The organism is Tenacibaculum sp. HL-MS23, assembly GCF_032463465.1.
Taxonomy (GTDB): Bacteria; Bacteroidota; Bacteroidia; order Flavobacteriales; family Flavobacteriaceae; genus Polaribacter; species Polaribacter bernardetii.
The window spans coordinates 590,840-609,003 of record NZ_CP135989.1; the positions used below are offsets into that span (position 1 = coordinate 590,840).

Here is an 18,164-nt window from a genome sequence, read left to right on the forward strand (position 1 = left end):
TTGTTAAATATAATATTTTCTCAAAAAAATAATGTTAAATTCTATACATCACTAAAACTATGTATAAATCAACAATTAATTTATTGTAAAAAAAACAACTCTTTATCTTCTTATGATAAAGAGTTGTTTTTTTTACAAAAGTTAAGTGATTTTTTTATGTTTTATTTAGAGCCTTCTATCCAAGTTCGAGCATTTACAAAAGCTTCTAACCAAGGTGAAACTTCATCTTTTCTGTTTTCTGGATAATTAGCCCAGTTCCACTGAAAAGTAGAGCGTTCAATATGAGGCATTGTTACTAAATGTCTTCCTGATTTATCAGATAACATAGCTGTGTTAAAATCAGAACCATTAGGGTTGTTAGGATAGCCTTCATAACCGTATTTGGCAACAATATTGTAATTTTCTTCAGGTTCTGGTAAGTTAAATTTTCCTTCTCCATGAGAAATCCAAACACCTAATTCTGTTCCTGCTAAAGATGATAGCATTACCGAATTATTTTCTTGAATTTTAACAGATGTAAAAGAACTTTCGTGTTTTTTAGAATCGTTATGCACTAATTTACCGTGTACTTTATGATCTGGATTTATTAAATCTAATTCCATCCATAATTGTGCTCCATTACAAATTCCTACAGATAAAGTATCTTCACGTTTAAAGAAATTCTTTAAAGCAGTATTTGCTTTCTCGTTGTACTTAAAAGCACCGGCCCAACCTTTAGCAGAACCTAAAACATCTGAATTAGAAAAACCACCAACGGCTCCAATAAACTGAATATCTTCTAAGGTTTCACGACCTGAGATTAAATCGGTCATATGTACATCTTTTACATCAAAACCAGCTAAATACATAGCATTTGCCATTTCGCGCTCAGAATTAGATCCTTTTTCACGGATGATGGCTGCTTTTGGTTTCGCAATTTCGCTCGAAGTGACAGGTAGTTTACCTGTAAAATGAGTAGGGAAGGTGTATTGTAAAGGTTGCTTTTTGTAGTTGTCAAAACGGTTTTTCGCTAAACCATTTGCAGTTTGTCTTTTATCTAATAAATAAGAAGTCTTATACCAAACATCTCTCATTTCAGTAACATCAAAAGAGAAATTGTCTTCGTTGTTTTTAATAGTTACTTTTCCTGAGTCATTAGCTGTTCCGATTGTAAAGAACTCAATATTATTTTCTGATAAAATAGGTTCTACTGAAGTATCAGCTTGAAAAACAATTCCGCTATTTTCAGAGAATAATACTTTAATAGAATCTTCTTCATTTAAAGCAGAAATATCAAAATCGGCACCTAAATTAACATCCGCAAAACACATTTCTAATAAAGTTGTAATCAATCCACCAGAAGCAACATCGTGCCCTGCTGAAATTTTATCAGCTTTAATTAAATCTTGAATCGTATTAAACGTATTTTTTACAAAAGCTGAATTTTTTACATCCGGAGCTTCATTACCAATGGTATTTAATACTTGGTTAAAAGAACTTCCTCCTAATTTAAATTCATCTTGAGAAATATTGATATAATAAATATTTCCGCCATCAACTTTTAAAAGAGGCTCAACAACTTTAGTTATTTCACTACAGTTACCGGCAGCAGAAATAATAACAGTTCCAGGGGAAATTACTTCTCCGTCTTTATATTTCTGTTTCATTGATAAAGAATCTTTTCCTGTAGGAACATTGATTCCTAAATCAATAGAAAACTCTGAAATTGCTTTAACCGCTTTATATAAACGTGCATCTTCACCTTCATTTTTACAAGGCCACATCCAATTTGCAGATAAAGAAACCGAAGCTAAATTATTTTTTAAAGGTGCCCAAATAAGGTTGGTTAAAGATTCGGTAATAGAATTTCTACTTCCTGCTTCTGGGTGAATTAATCCCGAAATAGGCGAGTGGCCAATAGAAGTAGCAACGCCTTCTTTCCCTTTATAATCTAGGGCCATAACACCTACATTATTTAACGGAATTTGTAACGGACCAACACATTGTTGTTTGGCAACTTTACCACCAACACAACGATCTACTTTGTTGGTTAACCAATCTTTACAAGCTACAGCCTCAAGTTGTAAAACTTGTTCTAAATAGATTTGTAAATTTTTAGTTTTATATCTTGAATTCTTGTAATTTCTTACAATTGTTTTATCAGTTAAAACGGTTTTAGGAGAAGATCCAAACATATCTTCTAAAGCTAAATCCATTGGTTTTTCGCCAGTAGTTTCAGATTCAAAAGTAAAACGATCGTTTCCTGTAACTTCTCCAACAGTATATATTGGAGAACGCTCACGTTCTGCAATTTTCTGTAAAGTATCTATATGTTTTTCGGCAATTACTAATCCCATACGTTCTTGAGATTCGTTTCCGATAATTTCTTTTGCTGATAAAGTAGGATCTCCAACAGGTAATTTATCTAGATTGATTTTACCACCAGTATCTTCTACTAATTCTGATAAACAATTTAAATGTCCACCAGCACCATGATCATGAATAGAAACAATAAAATTCTCTTCACTTTCTACCATTCCTCGAACAGCATTTGCTGCACGTTTTTGCATTTCCGGATTAGAGCGCTGTACTGCGTTTAATTCGATTCCACTAGCAAATTCTCCAGTGTCTGCAGACGAAACTGCAGCGCCTCCCATACCAATTCGATAATTTTCACCACCAAGAATAACTATTTTATCGCCTTCATTTGGTGTGTCTTTTAATGCTTGCTCAGCTTTTCCATAACCAATTCCACCAGCTTGCATAATCACTTTATCAAAACCTAGTTTTCTAGGTTTAGCATCGCTAGAAGCAGCATTTTCTTCATGCTCGAAAGTTAAAACAGAACCCGTAATTAATGGTTGTCCGAATTTATTTCCAAAATCAGATGCTCCATTAGAAGCTTTTATTAAAATATCCATCGGAGTTTGGTACAACCAATCTCTAGCTTCAAATTTATTTTCCCAATATCTATTTTCTTCTAATCTAGAGTAAGAGGTCATATAAACTGCAGTACCAGCTAAAGGTAAAGAACCTTTTCCTCCTGCCAATCTATCTCTAATTTCTCCTCCAGAACCTGTTGCAGCGCCATTAAAAGGCTCAACCGTTGTAGGGAAATTATGTGTTTCTGCTTTTATTGAAATTACAGAATCAAATTCTTTTGTTTCGTAAAAATCTGGTTTGTCTGCTGTTTTTGGTGCAAATTGCTCAACTTTAGGACCTTTTACAAAAGCAACATTATCTTTATATGCCGAAACAATATCGTTAGGAAATTTTTTTGATGTTTCTTTTATTAATTTGAATAGGGAAGTAGGCATCTCTTCGCCATCGATAACGAAAGTTCCGTTAAATATTTTATGACGACAGTGTTCTGAATTTACTTGAGAGAATCCAAAAACTTCAGAATCGGTTAATTTTCTTCCTATTTTAGTAGCAACACTTTCTAAATATTCAACCTCTTCAGTGCTTAAAGCTAATCCTTCTTGTTTATTATAAGCCGCAATGTCCTCAACATTTAAAATAGGTTCTGGTTGAATATCAATCGTAAAAATATCTTGATTTAAACCGTTATATTTTTGAGAAATCATTGGGTCGAAATCAGAAAAATCTTCTAAAACCACTTCAAATTCTTCTATTCTGATGATATCAGAAATACCCATGTTTTGTGTTATTTCTACAGCATTGGTGCTCCAAGGTGTAATCATAGCGGCACGTGGACCAACAAAAAAGACGTCGAGAGACGTCGTATTTATTTTAGATTGGTTGCCAAATAACCAGGTAAGTTTTGAAATAGTTTCTGTAGATAATTCTTTTGTTGTTTGAACAGCAAATATTTTGCTGCTAACGTTTCCAAAGAAATGAATCATTGTGTTGTCGTATTTGTGTGTGTTGTTAAGCTGTAAATTTACTTATTTTGATTGAAATAAAAGCATAAAAAAAGCAGCAATTTCTTGCTGCTTTTTTTTATTAATTCCTGTTTTCAGGTATTCTATCTATTTCTATTTTACCTTTCTTTTGTGTTTTGTAGTTTTCGTAGCAGTTTAACACAGCTTCAATCATTTGAAGATCACTTGCTTTTTTTATAAAATATTCTGAATAATCACAATCTGTAAGTAATTTATTTAATTCTTGTCTATCCATTTCTAGATATTCCATCATTACTTCTCTATCAAACTTACCAGCAAGCATTTTACGTAAATCGTCTTCTTTTTTTAACTTTTTAAGCTTTTTAAGTTGCTTTGGTTTTTTTCCGAAGAGGTTATAAACCAAATCAACAGGATTTAACAATTTAGCTATCGGAGATGATATTTTTTGTGGTTTTCCTATTTCATAAGTTTGTGGCAATCCATTTATGTGAATTCTAGAAAAACGATCTTTAGGAACCTGTTTAACATCCACTTCTAAAACCCCTATAAGTTCTGTAGATTTAATTACAACCTCTTTAACTTCTTCAGGTTTCTCTCTTAATGAAATAACAACTTCATTTCCTTTTAAAAGGTCATTTGTTACTTTTAATTTTATAGAAGAAAACCCAATAAACGAAACTAAAACAGTGTCGTTTGCTTTTGATGTTAATTCGAAAATTCCTTTTTCGTTTGTAATTGTACCAGTAACGGTGTTTAAATTTAAAATATGTGCTGCACTTAATGGTTTTTGAGTATCAGCGTCAATAACCTGACCTTTTAGTTTTTGACTTTGTGAGTAACCAATACTTGATATAAGTATTAGTACTATAAGAGATAAGTATTTTTTTTGCATGTGGTAAAAATAAGAATAATTGAACTTAAACTAGTTAATAAATTGTGAAATGAACATCACAAACATCAGCTAAAAATAAAAACTATAAATATTTTTAAAATATTTATAGTTTTATGTGTGCACGTAACAAGAGTCGAACTTGCACGTTCTTACGAACACAAGCCCCTCAAGCCTGCGCGTCTACCAATTCCGCCATACGTGCGTAAACTAAAAAAGTTAAGCAGATGCTTAACTTTTTTGTGACCGGGCTGGGGCTCGAACCCAGGACCCTCTCCTTAAAAGGGAGATGCTCTACCAACTGAGCTACCAGGTCATTGCTTCCTTCCGAAAGCGGTTGCAAATATACAACTGTTCTTTAAATCTAAAAAACTTTTTTATGATATTTTTTACGGATATTTGTAACAGCTTAATTATTAGTTTATGAAAATAGTATTAGTAGGGTATATGACGAGTGGTAAATCTACAATTGGTAGATTATTGGCAGAAAAAAAGAACTTTTCTTTTATTGATTTAGACAATTATATAGAAGAAAAGGAGGAAATGTCTGTTTCAGAAATTTTTGAAACAAAAGGTGAAATCTATTTCAGAAAACAAGAGCATCTATATTTAAAAGAGATTCTAACCTTAAAAAATGATATTATTTTAGCATTAGGTGGTGGTACGCCTTGTTATGCAAGTAATATGGATGTTATAAAAGACTCTATAAATACTGTTGCGGTTTATTTAAAAGCTAGTATCACTACAATTGCAACAAGGTTAATAACTGAGAAAAGTCAAAGACCTTTAGTTGCTAGACTAAAAAACGATGAGTTAGCAGAATTTGTAGCGAAACACTTATTTGAAAGAAGTTATTTTTATAATCAATCAAATTATAAAATAACTGTAGATGATAAAAAAACAGATATAATTGTTACAGAATTAAATGCTTTATTACGTTAAATAAACAAGCGTTTTGTTTTTATTAAATTCTACCACTACATGCTCTTTAATAGAGGTAGAGAGTGAAATACCTTTAAAATCTGCTTTTACAGGATATTTTTTATGATTTCTATTTACCAACACAGCTGTTTTAAAGCGCTTTAAAGGAACCTCTAAAAAATGTTTTACAGCATATATTAATGTGGTGCCTGAGTTTAAAACATCGTCAACCAAAACCAAAGACTTGTTTTTATACTCATCTTTAGTTAAAGAAGTTGTTATTGCCTTAATAGGATTTTTCTTATCAATAAAAACCTTACACAACTGAATTTTTAAAGGTGAAATTTCTGATAAAATTGTATATATTTTTTCAGCAAATAAATAGCCGTTATCAACGATTCCAGCAATTATAATTTCTTTTTCGTTACTATTGCTTTCATAAATTTGAAAAGCAATACGACGAATTTTTTGTTCAACTTCTAAATTATCTAGTATAATATTATCAGATACTGTCATGCTATTTATTTTAAAGGTTAAATATATTACAAATTAATATCATTTTCTTCAGAATCTGTACTATAATCATCTATATCTCTACGATCTTTTTTAGTAGGTCTTCCAGCTCCTTTTTTACGATAATAATCTTTAGAATATTTTAACAAGGCTGTTTTTTCAAATTCTTCCTTTGGAGTTAAATCTTTTCTATATAAATCAACCAATTTTGCACCAACTCGACTTGTCGGTATATCTAAAACCTTTATTTTGTAATTAATTTGATTTTTACGAATGGTTATTTCTTCATTTCCGAATATCTCTTTAGACGGTTTTAAGTTGGTTCCATTAATTTTAATATGTCCTTTTTTACAAGTATCTGTAGCGATACTACGTGTTTTAAAAAAGCGAATACACCATAAATATTTATCTATTCTCATATAAAAAGTTAAATTTTATCTTTTTGTTTTTTACAAAGGTATAAAAATGGTAAATTGCAGGTTAAAATTTCAGAATTAAATGATAAAATTTAAGCACTTATTTTACACTGTAGCTGTTGCCGCAGTTTTATATTCTTGTGGAAGCGATAATAACAACTCTTTTGTTGATAATTTTGACCACGAAGCACAAGCTATTATTGACAATGATTCATTGGTTAAGTTTTTAAAAAACAATTATTATGATAGTGATTTAGATATAGTTAAGGTTATAGATGACAACCAAGTTTCTTTATTTGACGATACTAAACTAGAAACTAAAGAGGTTACAGAAAGCGATGTTGATTATACACTTTATTATTATATAAAAAATGTAGGAGAACCAAATATTGATAAAGGTTTCCCTTCAGTAATGGATTCTGTGTACGCAAAGTATAGCGGTCAAAGAATTTTAAATGCAAATAGTATAAGCTCTAATTTCGATGCAAATACTACATGGTTATCTTTAAGTCAGGTAATAAGAGGTTGGACATATAGTTTTGTTCATTTTAAAGGTGGTAATAATATCACTCAAGATGGAGAGCAGATAAACTTTGATAAAGGAGGTAGAGGTATATTATTTATACCTTCAGGTTTAGGATATAGAAATGTAACAAGACCTAGTATTTCAGCTAACTCAAATTTAATGTTTACTATTGAATTGTGGGATTTTGTAGAAGGTACAGATGATGATCAAGACAATGTTTCTTCTATAAATGAAGATATTGATGGTGATGGAGACCCTAGAAATGATGATACGGATGGTAACGGAAGACCAAACTACTTAGATGAAGATGATGATGGAGATGGTAAATTAACAAAAGATGAAGATGCTAACGGTGATGGAGATCCTAGAAATGATTTTAGTGACCCAAATAAACCAACTGTTCCAGATTATTTAAATAGAGATATTAGATAATAATTTTAATTATATAGTATAAAAAAACCGAAGCTTTTAAGCTTCGGTTTTTTTATACTTATTCTACATTTTAAAATCTGTAAGAAAGACCTACAATTATTTGATTTACACGAGTATCAAAATTTACATCTCCAACACTAGAATCAACAAAATTAGCTTCAGTATCAGATAGAGATCTTTCCCAACGAACGTCTAAACCTAATTTACCTAATTCAATACCAGCACCAAACTGAACACCAACAGAAAAACCATCAGAATCTACCTGCTTTAAATCAGCAATATCAAAATCAGAATCTAAAATATATTGAAAAGAAGGTCCTGCAAATACATGTGCTACTTTTAAAAACTTCATTCCAACTAAAACAGGTATGTCTATTTTTTGAAATTCATAGGTAGTAGTTCTATTCTGAATACTTCCTGTATTTTGTTTATAAATTACCTTGTTGCTTAATTGGGTATATACAATTTCTGGTCTTAAATATAAACCTGTTAGCGGTAGATTAAAACGCAACCATGCACCTGCATGAAAACCTGTTTTACTCTCTGCACCTTCAAAAACATCATCTTTTACGTCAGAGAAAGAATCTGAATTGTAATTAATACCTCCTTTGACACCTCCTTGTATTTGAGCTTGAGTTAATTGTGTTCCTATTAAAAGGAATACTACTAGAATTACTTTTTTCATATTTATTGATTTTTAGTATAGTATATAAAACTTATTAATTTTAAAATTATTGAGTTTAGCAAAAGAAAAAAGCATCATTTTTATAAATGATGCTTTGGTGTTATTGAATAATAAAAATTATTTTCTAGAAATAACCTTTTTTACAGCTTTAATTATGGCTTTATCATTTAAACCATACTTCTCCATTAATTGATCTGGAGTTGCAGATTCACCAAAACTATCGTTTACAGCTACAAATTCTTGTGGAGTAGGAGTATTGGTAGCTAAACAACGTGCTACACTTTCACCTAAACCTCCATATTTATTATGCTCTTCTGCGGTTACAATACAACCTGTTTTTGCGATAGATTTTAATATAATATCTTCATCTAAAGGTTTAATTGTATGAATATTTATTACTTCCGCAGAAATACCTTTTTCTTCTAATTGCTCAGCTGCTTGTAAAGCTTCCCAAACTAAATGACCTGTAGCAACGATTGTTACATCATTTCCTTCAGTTAATTTTATACCTTTTCCTATTTCAAAAGGCTCATCAGTCATAAAAACGGGTACTTTTGGTCTTCCAAAACGTAAATACACAGGCCCTTCATAATCAGCAATAGCAAGTGTTGCAGCTTTAGTTTGACTATAATCACAAGTGTTTATAACAGTCATACCTGGCAGCATTTTCATCAAACCAATATCTTCTAATATTTGATGTGTTGCACCGTCTTCACCTAATGTTAATCCTGCATGTGATGCACAAATTTTTACATTTTTATCTGAATAAGCTACAGATTGACGAATTTGATCGTAAACACGACCTGTAGAGAAGTTTGCAAAAGTTCCTGTAAACGGAATTTTACCTCCTATAGTTAAGCCTGCAGCAATACCAATCATATTAGCTTCAGCAATTCCTATTTGAAAGAAACGTTCTGGGTGATTATCTTTAAAGTCTCCCATTTTTAAAGACCCTGTTAAATCTGCACATAGTGCAACTACATTAGGGTTTGTTTTTCCTAATTCAGTTAAACCATCACCAAATCCAGATCGGGTATCCTTTTTCTCGGTATATGTATATTTTTTCATTAGTATATATTGTGTGTTGTATGTGTCAAAAATAATCTTTTAAAAAAAAATAATCTTACAAATTTGATAATTCTTTATAAAGTTTATGAACAGGAAACCCCATAACATTAAAATAACTTCCTTCGATTTTAGTAATTGCTATTTTACCAATCCATTCTTGAATTCCGTATGCTCCTGCCTTGTCAAAAGGTTTATAAGTATTAATATAGTAAGCTATTTCATCATCCGTCAGGTGCTTAAAGGTAACAGTTGTAGTATCGTTTATTACTTTTTTAAACTTTTTATTGGTAATGCATATAGAAGTAATAACTTTATGTGTGTTGTTAGATAATTCTTTTAGCATTTTAAAAGCATCTGCGTAATCTTTAGGTTTGCCAAGTGCTTTGTCGTTAGACCACACAATAGTATCAGAAGTTATTAAAAGATCTTTTTCAGATAACTCACTTTTAAAAGGTGTCGATTTTAAGTCAGAAAGAAAATCTGTAATCTCATGTTCTTTTAAATGAGAAGGATAAACCTCTTCAACTTCCTTTATTTTTATTGTAAAAGGAACATCTAAGTCTTTTATTAACTCTTGTCTTCTGGGTGAATTTGAAGCCAAAATTATATTGTAATTTGATATTTTTTTAGATAACATATTTAAAATAATAAGCAATTGAAACTATACCTAACAAACCAAAAAAGTGCAAATACCTCATTTTTTTTAATAAAAGCTTATAGTCTTTATTTGTTGATGATTTTATTAAAGAATAGATTAAGTATACTCTAGGAAGCCAATTAAATAAAATCACAGCAAAGAATAAGAATTTTATTTTTATAAAATATAAAGCTAAATAAGTTATTAAAAGAGCAGAAGTAAACATCATGGCTAATGCAATCCGTTTAGCTCTTTTTCTGCCTAAAAGAATCGGTAATGTTTTAAGTTTTTTTATGTTATCCTTATTTATATTTTTTATGCCTTTTATAATTTCTTCTGTTAAAGTATTTAAAAAAGATAGTAGTATATAAACAACAATTATCAGTTGAAGTTTAAAAAATAAATTCCATTGTGTGTTATTAAGATTAACAGGTTCATCTAACCACAAAACAAAAATAACAGTTATGGGGATGGCAAAAGATTTTACTAAATAACGAGTAAAAGAGTTTTCTTTTGAGTATTTAGAATACGTAAATACCAACAATGAAATTATAAAAAAAACAATAGAAAAATATAAATTATCGATTTTAAATGAAAAATAAACACCTAATATTATAGCTGTAAAAACAAACAAAAATGAGGTTAATTCTATTTTTTTAAAATCTTTTCTTTTAGTTTTGTTATGGTAATAAAAAGATAATAAATAGGTTGAGGCATATAAAAGTGTACATGAAACTGTAAAGAGAAGTAGATCAAAAAATGACAAAATAGTTTCAAAACCGAAACCAAATAAAAAACAAAATTTAGCTAAAAAAATAATAAAAGAAAAGTATAATAATCTTTTCCATTGTATAATATTTAATATGGTGTTAAGAATAGTCATTAATTAAAATCTTTTTTAATTCTAGCTAAATCTCTTTTACTATCTCTATCTTTCATTGTTTGGCGCTTGTCATGCGTCTTTTTACCTCTAGCCAAAGCAATATCTAATTTAGCCCAACCTTTATCATTTATAAAAAGTTTTAAAGGCACAATCGTGTTTCCTTTAGCTTCAACTTCTCTTTCTAACTTTTTTAACTCGTTTTTGTTTAATAACAAACGACGTTCACTCGTTGTTTTGTGATTGAAATGATTACCAAAAGAATATTCTTCAATATACATGTTGATAATAAAAAGTTCTCCTTGCTCATTAAATTCACAAAAACTTTCAGTTATTCGAGCTTTACTATGTCGTATCGATTTTATCTCTGTACCTGTAAGTTGAATTCCGGCAGTATATTTATCTATGATCTCGTATTCAAAACGAGCTTTTTTATTTTGTATGTTTATCTTTTTCTGCATCAGCTGTTATTCATGTATTTTAATAACAAATATAAAGTATTAGTTTTGTTTTTTACAGACTAATCAACTGTTATCTTCTTGATAGATGTAGTTTTGTTTCTGAATGATTTTTTTAATGAAATTATAAATAAACTAGCATTATCATTGTCGTCCATCGATTCGTAAACTTCTGATTTTATAATCTTATTTGCAAACTGCGGAGTAGTATTACTATGACCAACAATTAAAACTGTTTTTCCTGTCGTTTCTTTTTCAAAATCTTTAGAAAACATATTGCTAGGATCGTAATTTATAATATCTAGTTTCTTGCTATCTGCTGTAGGTTTTGCAGTTTGTATGGTTCTGTTGTAATTTGTAGAATAGACTGCATTTAAATTGATATCTTTAAAGTATTCGCTCCATTTTTTAGCACGTTCTTTTCCTTTTTTATTTAAATTAGGATTCTTATTCGACTTATCTGTTCTGTCTTTTTCTGCGTGACGAATTAAGTAATAAGTTGTATTGGTTTCTTCTAGTGCGCAAGATGATAATAAACCAAGAGTAGCAGTAAAAATTAAAAGATATTTTTTCATGATAAGTTATTTATGATGCGAATATAATTAAAAATAAAAAGCGGTGTTTTTTCAAACACCGCTTTCAATCAACTATAATAAACAAACTTCTAATTTTCTATTAAATCAGATTGATTTCTAAAAACTAGTTTATTATCAAAAGCATCTAATAAAATAATGCTATCTGTAGTTACATTTCCTGCTAAAATCTCTTTAGATAATTGATTTAACACTTCTTTTTGAATTACACGTTTTACAGGTCTTGCTCCGAATTCGGGCTGATATCCTTTAACAGCTAAATAAGCAATAGCTTCGTTTGTTGCATCAAAAGTGATGTTTTGTAACGCTATCATTTTTTTAACATTGTTTAATTGTATTTCTACAATTTGTATAATATCTTCTTTTGATAACGGTGTAAACAAGGTTATATCATCAATTCTATTAATAAATTCAGGACGCACAGTTTGTTTTAGTAAACCTAAAACTTCTGTTTTTGCTAAATCCATTGTGGTGTGAATATCACCTTTAAAATTCTCAAATTTTTCTTGAATAATTTCACTTCCCATATTAGACGTCATGATAATAATGGTGTTTTTAAAATCAGCAACTCGTCCTTTATTATCTGTTAATCTACCTTCATCTAAAACTTGTAACAAAATATTAAACGTATCAGGGTGTGCTTTTTCAATTTCATCTAACAGTACAACAGAATACGGTTTTCTACGAACAGCTTCAGTTAACTGACCACCTTCGTCATAACCAACATAACCAGGAGGAGCACCAACTAAACGGCTTACAGAATGACGCTCTTGATATTCGCTCATATCTATCCTTGTCATAGCGTTTTCATCATCAAATAAATATGTTGCTAATGCTTTTGCAAGTTCAGTTTTACCAACTCCGGTAGTTCCTAAAAACAAGAAACTTCCTAAAGGTTTATTCGGGTTCTGCAATCCTGTTCTAGAGCGACGAACGGCATCTGCAACAGCTTCAATAGCTTCTTCTTGTCCAACAACTCGTTTGTGTAGCTCATCTTCTAATTTTAATAATTTTTCACGCTCAGATTGTAACATTTTAGTAACCGGAACACCTGTCCACTTTGCTACAACCTCTGCAATATCAGCATAAGTAACTTCTTCTTTAATTAAAGCATTTTCACTTTGGTTTTCTAATATTTCTTGCTGTGTTTCAAGCAACACTTGTGCTTCTTTAATTTTACCATAACGTAATTCTGCAACCTTACCATAATCTCCATTGCGCTCTGCTTTATCAGCCTCTAATTTGTAATTTTCAATATCAGTTTTTAATTGCTGAACAGCATCTACAACAGCTTTTTCTGATTGCCATTTAGCATTAATTTCGTTGCGTTCTTCTTTAAAATTAGCTATATCTGCATTTAAAGATTTTAATTTAACTTCATCATTTTCACGTTTAATAGCTTCTATTTCAATTTCTAACTGCATTATTTTACGATCTAAAACATCTAAATTTTCTGGTTTAGAGTTTATTTCCATTCGTAATTTCGCAGCCGCTTCATCCATCAAGTCAATAGCTTTGTCTGGTAAGAATCGATTAGTGATATAACGTTGCGATAATTCTACAGCACCAATAATAGCATCATCTTTAATACGTACTTTATGGTGTGTTTCGTATTTGTCTTTAATTCCTCGCAAAATAGAAATAGCGCTTTCTGTATCTGGTTCATCAACCATAACTTTTTGAAAACGACGTTCTAATGCTTTGTCTTTTTCAAAATACTTTTGATATTCATCTAGGGTAGTGGCACCAATTGCACGTAATTCACCACGAGCCAAAGCAGGTTTTAAAATGTTGGCAGCATCCATAGCGCCTTGTCCACCACCAGCACCAACTAAGGTGTGAATTTCATCTATAAAAAGAACAATATCTCCTTCGGATGTTGTTACTTCCTTTACAACAGATTTTAAGCGCTCTTCAAACTCTCCTTTAAACTTTGCTCCGGCAATTAAAGCCCCCATATCTAAAGAGTAAATAATTTTATTCTTTAAATTTTCAGGAACATCACCACGAATAATTCGATGTGCTAAACCTTCGGCAATTGCTGTTTTACCAGTTCCCGGTTCACCTACTAAAATGGGGTTATTTTTTGTTCTACGTGATAATATCTGTAATAAACGGCGAATTTCTTCGTCACGACCAATTACAGGATCTAATTTACCGTCTTGTGCTAATTTATTTAAATTGTTAGCATATTTATTTAAAGAATTATAAGTTTCTTCTGCACTTTGAGAAGTAACTCTTTCTCCGTTTCTTAATTCATCAATAGCTGCTTTTAAACTTTTTTCGGTAACTCCCTGATCTTTTAAAACTTGAGAAATTTGACTTTTAGATTTAAAAATAGCTAAAATTAAATGTTCTATAGAAACATACTCATCTTCCATTTTTTGTGCAATGATAGCTGCTTCATTTAGTGTTTTATTTGCTTCACGAGAAAGCATTAAATCACCTCCCGAAACTTTAGAAAAACTCTCTAACTGTTTCTCTAAAATTTGTAACACAACATTAATATTAATATTGAGTTTCTTTAGTATAAATGGTAACACGTTTTCATCAACCGTAAATAAGGCTTTAAAAATATGCTCATTTTCTATTTGCTGATTACCATTACTTTGCGCTAATTGTTGTGCTTGTTGTATGGTTTCTTGTGATTTTATTGTATAATTGTTTATATTCATATCATTTATTTTTTCATTTGTAAATCAAAAGTAATACCATTTGATTTCGGTGAGAAAAGAAAGACAAAAAGTCACTTAAGTTCTTTTTTTTACTGACTTTTTGGCAACTTGAAAGTTTTAATATAAGATATCGACTACGTTAAAAAAATAATTATGGGAATATTAAATTCAATTTTTGGAAATAAAGAAGAAAAAGAACAAAAGCAAGAATCTTTTATAAAATGGATTCCTTTAACATCAATAGAACAACTTAAAGAAATTAAGGCTCAATCTAAAAAAGAAGCCGTTGCTATTTTTAAACATTCAACAAGATGTGGTATAAGTAGTATGGTAATTAAAAGGTTTGTAAGTAGTTTTGATGAGAGTTTAAAAGATTTTAAAATCTATTATTTAGATTTGTTATCGTACCGAGAAATATCTAGCGAAATAGGGTATGAGTTTCAAGTTTTACACGAATCTCCTCAGTTGTTAGTTGTTAAAAACGAAGAGGTAGTTGCACATGCTTCTCACTACGAAATTGCCCAAATCGATTTAAGAAAGTTCTAAAATAGTTCCTGTTTTTAACAAAACTTCTTTAAATACGTCGTATTTTTGCTTTTTACAAAAAAGCACAAAATTGAGCAACGATATTACAACTACACAAGAAACCAAAGGAAAAAATTTATACGATTATCAAAAAGAAGCATTGTTTAAAATTTTTAAAAGTTTTGAAAATGCCCCTGAAAATTATCACCTATTATATCAATTACCAACAGGAGGAGGTAAGACTGTAATTTTTTCAGAAATTACCCGTCAGTTTATAAAGCATTACAATAAAAAGGTGTTAATAATGACACACCGTATTGAATTATGCAAGCAAACTGCAAAAATGCTTGGAGAGTTTGGTGTTGGTAATAAAATTATTGATAGTAAGGCTGATTTAGATGATCAAGATAAGTACGACTGCTTTGTTGCAATGGTTGAAACATTAAACAATCGTTTAAATGACGATATGTTAGATATTTCGGATGTTGGTTTGGTTATTATTGATGAAGCGCATTATAACTCATTCACCAAGTTATTTAAGTTTTTCGATAAGTCATTCGTATTGGGTGTTACAGCAACGCCTTTAAGTTCGAATATTAAGCTACCAATGAAAGACAATTATGATGATTTAATTGCTGGTGAAAGTATTGGTACTTTAATACAAAACGAATATTTAGCAAGAGCGAATGTATTTTCTTACAATGTAGGTTTAACATCTTTAGAAATAGGAGCAAACGGAGATTATACCGTAAAATCTTCTGAAGATTTATATACTAATACAGACATGTTATCGAAGCTTTTACAAGCTTACGAAGAACGTGCAAAAGGTACTAAAACGTTAATCTTTAATAACGGAATTAACACATCGCTTCACGTATATGATACGTTTAAAAAAGCAGGATATCCTATTGCACATTTAGATAACACGAACACAAAAAAGGAGCGTGATTTTATATTAAAATGGTTTCATAAAACTCCAAATGCAATAATCACGTCTGTAAGTATTTTAACTACAGGTTTTGATGAGCCTACTGTAAAATCTATTATTTTAAACAGAGCTACTAAATCATTAACACTTTATTACCAGATGATTGGTAGAGGATCTCGTATCTTAAAAGGTAAAAATGATTTTAATGTTATTGATTTAGGTAACAATTTTCATCGTTTTGGACCTTGGGGAGCAGATTTAGATTGGCATAAAATGTTTAGGGCTCCAAATTTTTATCTAGATAATTTATTGTCTGATGAAGATATAGAAAGTGAGTTTAGATATGAATTACCTGCTGATGTTAGGGAAGAGTTTTCTAAATCAGAAGATATATATTTTGATGTGAAAAAAGTATATATCGATACTATTCAAGCAGGTCAATCATCTAAGAAAGTATTAGAAAAATCGATTGAACACCATGGTAAAATTTGTGTAGAAAATAGTGAAGATGTTTTTGATGCTTTAATTTTAGCAAAAAAACTAGGTGGAGAGATAGATGATAGAATTCACAGATACTCTAAATGTATATGTAAAAGCACTCACAATTTTATTGACTGGTTACAAGATGATTATAGAAAGAAATTAAACTCTCATTTACGTTCTAATTTCGATGAAATATATGAAGATATTTTTGGGCATCCACCACCGGAAGAAGAATAAAAAACAGATATAAAAAAAGCCATTTCAAACGAAATGGCTTTTTTATACTTAATATTTATGTCTTATTTATTATTCGATTGCAGGTAAAATTTTACCAGTACATTCACCAAAACCGATACGAACATCATCATTTTGAGAATAACCTCTCATAATAACTGTATCATGATCGTTTATGAATTTACGTTCAGAACCATCATTCATTTTTATTGGGTTTTGACCTCTCCAAGTTAATTCTAACATAGAACCAAAACTGTCTTTTGTCGGTCCAGAAATTGTACCTGAACCCATCATATCACCAGCATTTACCGGACATCCGTTTACGGTATGGTGTGCTAATTGCTGCGCCATTGTCCAGTACATATATTTAAAGTTTGAATTACAAACTACTGTTTCTTCTTTACCTTCTGGCTTAATAGCCATTTGTAAATTAATATCTAAACTATCTTTACCTTCTTTCTTTAAATACGGTAAAGGTTCGTGTACTTGTTTCGGGTTATCAACTCTAAAAGGCTCTAAAGCATCTAAAGTAACAATCCAAGGAGAAATCGTTGACGCAAAACTCTTACCTAAGAATGGCCCTAAAGGCACATATTCCCAAGCCTGAATATCACGAGCAGACCAGTCATTAAATAAAACCAATCCAAAAATATATTCATCAGCATCTTCAATAGGAATTCTATCTCCTAAATCGTTGGCTACCGTTGTAATAAACGCCATTTCTAATTCAAAATCTAATAATTTTGAAGGTCCAAAATTTGGAGTATCGCTTCCTTCACTAGGACGTTGTTGTCCGATAGGACGACGTACAGGTGTTCCAGAAGGAATAATAGAAGAACTTCTACCGTGGTAACCAATAGGTATATGAAGCCAGTTAGGTAATAATGCATTTTCAGGATCACGGAATAAAGAACCAACATTGGTAGCATGTTCTTTACTTGCATAAAAATCGGTATAATCACCAACAGCCACAGGAAGTTGCATTTCAACTTCTTCCATTCTAAAAATTATCTTGTCTTTATGATCTGCCTTGTCACGTAATTTGCCGTTAGTAACATCAAAAATATCAGCAATTCTATTACGAACTAAACGCCATGTTTTACGTCCGTCAGCAATAAAGTCATTTAATGTGTCTTGTAAAAAAATATCATCTGTTAAAGGAATCCCTTCAAAATATCCCAATTGATGTAAAGCTCCTAAATCAATAGCAAAATCACCAATTCTTGTACCAATTGTTATAATATCATCTTTCGTAATAAATACTCCGAAAGGAATATTTTGAATAGGAAAATCAGAGTTTTTTTCAACATTTAACCAAGATTTTCTATTAGGATTATTTGCAGTTATTTTCATCGAAGTAGTTGTGTTTAATTTTAGAATCAAACCTACATATTTTTTTCAATTAAAACCAATATCAGCATAAGAATTTATAAATTTTATAGAAATAATTAAGAAG

The 18,164-nt window shown here is 30.4% G+C and carries 16 protein-coding genes and 2 tRNA genes; 4 read left to right on the forward strand and 14 right to left on the reverse strand.

The annotated features are described in order from the left end of the window. Positions 1 to 161 precede the first annotated feature (161 nt). The 4 genes from purL to RRF68_RS02705 all read right to left on the reverse strand — a co-directional run bounded on the left by purL (position 162) and on the right by RRF68_RS02705 (position 5,050). Positions 162 to 3,845: a phosphoribosylformylglycinamidine synthase gene (gene purL / locus RRF68_RS02690; protein WP_315944913.1), complete on the reverse strand. Its 3,684-nt coding sequence runs from the start codon at positions 3,843 to 3,845 to the stop codon at positions 162 to 164. A 100-nt stretch (positions 3,846 to 3,945) separates the two neighbouring features. After that, positions 3,946 to 4,737, reverse strand: coding sequence for a carboxypeptidase-like regulatory domain-containing protein (locus RRF68_RS02695; RefSeq protein ID WP_275315559.1), 792 nt, complete (start codon positions 4,735 to 4,737; stop codon positions 3,946 to 3,948). 118 nt (positions 4,738 to 4,855) lie between these two features. After that, a tRNA-Leu gene (locus RRF68_RS02700) sits at positions 4,856 to 4,939 on the reverse strand. Positions 4,940 to 4,977: 38 nt separating this feature from the next. Then, positions 4,978 to 5,050 (reverse strand) — tRNA-Lys (locus RRF68_RS02705). 107 nt (positions 5,051 to 5,157) lie between these two features. Here RRF68_RS02705 and RRF68_RS02710 point away from each other — a divergent pair. Next, a complete protein-coding gene (locus RRF68_RS02710; protein ID WP_315944914.1) occupies positions 5,158 to 5,676 on the forward strand; it encodes a shikimate kinase in 519 nt (172 codons plus the stop codon). Here the strand turns inward: RRF68_RS02710 and RRF68_RS02715 are convergent. Beyond that, positions 5,668 to 6,171, reverse strand: coding sequence for a phosphoribosyltransferase domain-containing protein (locus RRF68_RS02715; RefSeq protein ID WP_275315561.1), 504 nt, complete (start codon positions 6,169 to 6,171; stop codon positions 5,668 to 5,670). The genes RRF68_RS02710 and RRF68_RS02715 overlap by 9 nt on opposite strands. 26 nt (positions 6,172 to 6,197) lie before the next feature. Continuing rightward, positions 6,198 to 6,587, reverse strand: a complete 390-nt coding sequence (locus tag RRF68_RS02720) for an RNA-binding S4 domain-containing protein (protein WP_218772547.1) — start codon at positions 6,585 to 6,587, stop codon at positions 6,198 to 6,200. A gap of 79 nt (positions 6,588 to 6,666) precedes the next feature. Between RRF68_RS02720 and RRF68_RS02725 the strand changes: the two genes are divergently transcribed. Next, positions 6,667 to 7,542 carry an FKBP-type peptidyl-prolyl cis-trans isomerase gene (locus RRF68_RS02725; protein WP_315944915.1) on the forward strand — a complete coding sequence of 292 codons (876 nt, stop codon included), beginning with the start codon at positions 6,667 to 6,669 and terminating at the stop codon, positions 7,540 to 7,542. Between the two features lie 70 nt (positions 7,543 to 7,612). On the opposite strand, the gene RRF68_RS02730 is transcribed toward RRF68_RS02725, so the two are convergent. From RRF68_RS02730 to clpB, 7 genes are all read right to left on the reverse strand, one after another. Then, entirely contained in the window at positions 7,613 to 8,227 is a 615-nt protein-coding gene (locus tag RRF68_RS02730) for a porin family protein (protein ID WP_218772545.1), read from the reverse strand. A gap of 117 nt (positions 8,228 to 8,344) precedes the next feature. Then, positions 8,345 to 9,295, reverse strand: coding sequence for a transketolase family protein (locus RRF68_RS02735; RefSeq protein WP_315944916.1), 951 nt, complete (start codon positions 9,293 to 9,295; stop codon positions 8,345 to 8,347). A gap of 55 nt (positions 9,296 to 9,350) precedes the next feature. After that, positions 9,351 to 9,932 (reverse strand): Maf-like protein, encoded by a 582-nt coding sequence (locus RRF68_RS02740; protein WP_275315566.1) that lies wholly within the window; start codon positions 9,930 to 9,932, stop codon positions 9,351 to 9,353. After that, a complete protein-coding gene (locus RRF68_RS02745) occupies positions 9,922 to 10,815 on the reverse strand; it encodes a UbiA family prenyltransferase (protein WP_315944917.1) in 894 nt (297 codons plus the stop codon). The genes RRF68_RS02740 and RRF68_RS02745 overlap by 11 nt, the downstream gene beginning before the upstream one ends. Continuing rightward, entirely contained in the window at positions 10,815 to 11,273 is a 459-nt protein-coding gene (smpB, locus tag RRF68_RS02750; protein ID WP_218772541.1) for an SsrA-binding protein SmpB, read from the reverse strand. The genes RRF68_RS02745 and smpB overlap by 1 nt, the downstream gene beginning before the upstream one ends. A 59-nt stretch (positions 11,274 to 11,332) precedes the next feature. Continuing rightward, on the reverse strand, positions 11,333 to 11,845 hold the full coding sequence (locus RRF68_RS02755; RefSeq protein WP_315944918.1) for a phosphoglycerate mutase family protein: 513 nt from the start codon (positions 11,843 to 11,845) through the stop codon (positions 11,333 to 11,335). 89 nt (positions 11,846 to 11,934) lie between these two features. Further along, a complete protein-coding gene (gene clpB, locus RRF68_RS02760; RefSeq protein ID WP_315944919.1) occupies positions 11,935 to 14,538 on the reverse strand; it encodes an ATP-dependent chaperone ClpB in 2,604 nt (867 codons plus the stop codon). Between the two features lie 153 nt (positions 14,539 to 14,691). Here clpB and ytxJ point away from each other — a divergent pair, with 153 nt between their 5' ends. Together ytxJ and RRF68_RS02770 are read left to right on the forward strand one after the other, a co-directional pair. Further along, the gene (gene ytxJ / locus RRF68_RS02765; protein WP_275315571.1) at positions 14,692 to 15,084 is read left to right on the forward strand and encodes a bacillithiol system redox-active protein YtxJ; all 393 of its coding nucleotides are present in this window, start codon (positions 14,692 to 14,694) and stop codon (positions 15,082 to 15,084) included. Between the two features lie 70 nt (positions 15,085 to 15,154). Then, on the forward strand, positions 15,155 to 16,711 hold the full coding sequence (locus RRF68_RS02770; protein WP_275315572.1) for a DEAD/DEAH box helicase: 1,557 nt from the start codon (positions 15,155 to 15,157) through the stop codon (positions 16,709 to 16,711). Between the two features lie 69 nt (positions 16,712 to 16,780). Here RRF68_RS02770 and fahA read toward each other — a convergent pair whose 3' ends face one another. Further along, positions 16,781 to 18,061, reverse strand: coding sequence for a fumarylacetoacetase (gene fahA / locus RRF68_RS02775; protein WP_275315573.1), 1,281 nt, complete (start codon positions 18,059 to 18,061; stop codon positions 16,781 to 16,783). Between the last annotated feature and the right edge of the window lie 103 nt (positions 18,062 to 18,164).

What these genes read in the sequence shown, in the direction of transcription:
- fahA (WP_275315573.1), bottom strand. Translation starts at nt 18,061, where the DNA reads ATGAAAATAACTGCAAATAATCCTAATAGAAAATCTTGGTTAAATGTT.
- purL (WP_315944913.1), bottom strand. Translation starts at nt 3,845, where the DNA reads ATGATTCATTTCTTTGGAAACGTTAGCAGCAAAATATTTGCTGTTCAA.
- RRF68_RS02730 (WP_218772545.1), bottom strand. Translation starts at nt 8,227, where the DNA reads ATGAAAAAAGTAATTCTAGTAGTATTCCTTTTAATAGGAACACAATTA.
- RRF68_RS02710 (WP_315944914.1), top strand. Translation starts at nt 5,158, where the DNA reads ATGAAAATAGTATTAGTAGGGTATATGACGAGTGGTAAATCTACAATT.
- RRF68_RS02720 (WP_218772547.1), bottom strand. Translation starts at nt 6,587, where the DNA reads ATGAGAATAGATAAATATTTATGGTGTATTCGCTTTTTTAAAACACGT.
- ytxJ (WP_275315571.1), top strand. Translation starts at nt 14,692, where the DNA reads ATGGGAATATTAAATTCAATTTTTGGAAATAAAGAAGAAAAAGAACAA.
- RRF68_RS02740 (WP_275315566.1), bottom strand. Translation starts at nt 9,932, where the DNA reads ATGTTATCTAAAAAAATATCAAATTACAATATAATTTTGGCTTCAAAT.
- RRF68_RS02745 (WP_315944917.1), bottom strand. Translation starts at nt 10,815, where the DNA reads ATGACTATTCTTAACACCATATTAAATATTATACAATGGAAAAGATTA.
- RRF68_RS02755 (WP_315944918.1), bottom strand. Translation starts at nt 11,845, where the DNA reads ATGAAAAAATATCTTTTAATTTTTACTGCTACTCTTGGTTTATTATCA.
- RRF68_RS02715 (WP_275315561.1), bottom strand. Translation starts at nt 6,171, where the DNA reads ATGACAGTATCTGATAATATTATACTAGATAATTTAGAAGTTGAACAA.
- clpB (WP_315944919.1), bottom strand. Translation starts at nt 14,538, where the DNA reads ATGAATATAAACAATTATACAATAAAATCACAAGAAACCATACAACAA.
- RRF68_RS02725 (WP_315944915.1), top strand. Translation starts at nt 6,667, where the DNA reads ATGATAAAATTTAAGCACTTATTTTACACTGTAGCTGTTGCCGCAGTT.
- RRF68_RS02735 (WP_315944916.1), bottom strand. Translation starts at nt 9,295, where the DNA reads ATGAAAAAATATACATATACCGAGAAAAAGGATACCCGATCTGGATTT.
- smpB (WP_218772541.1), bottom strand. Translation starts at nt 11,273, where the DNA reads ATGCAGAAAAAGATAAACATACAAAATAAAAAAGCTCGTTTTGAATAC.
- RRF68_RS02695 (WP_275315559.1), bottom strand. Translation starts at nt 4,737, where the DNA reads ATGCAAAAAAAATACTTATCTCTTATAGTACTAATACTTATATCAAGT.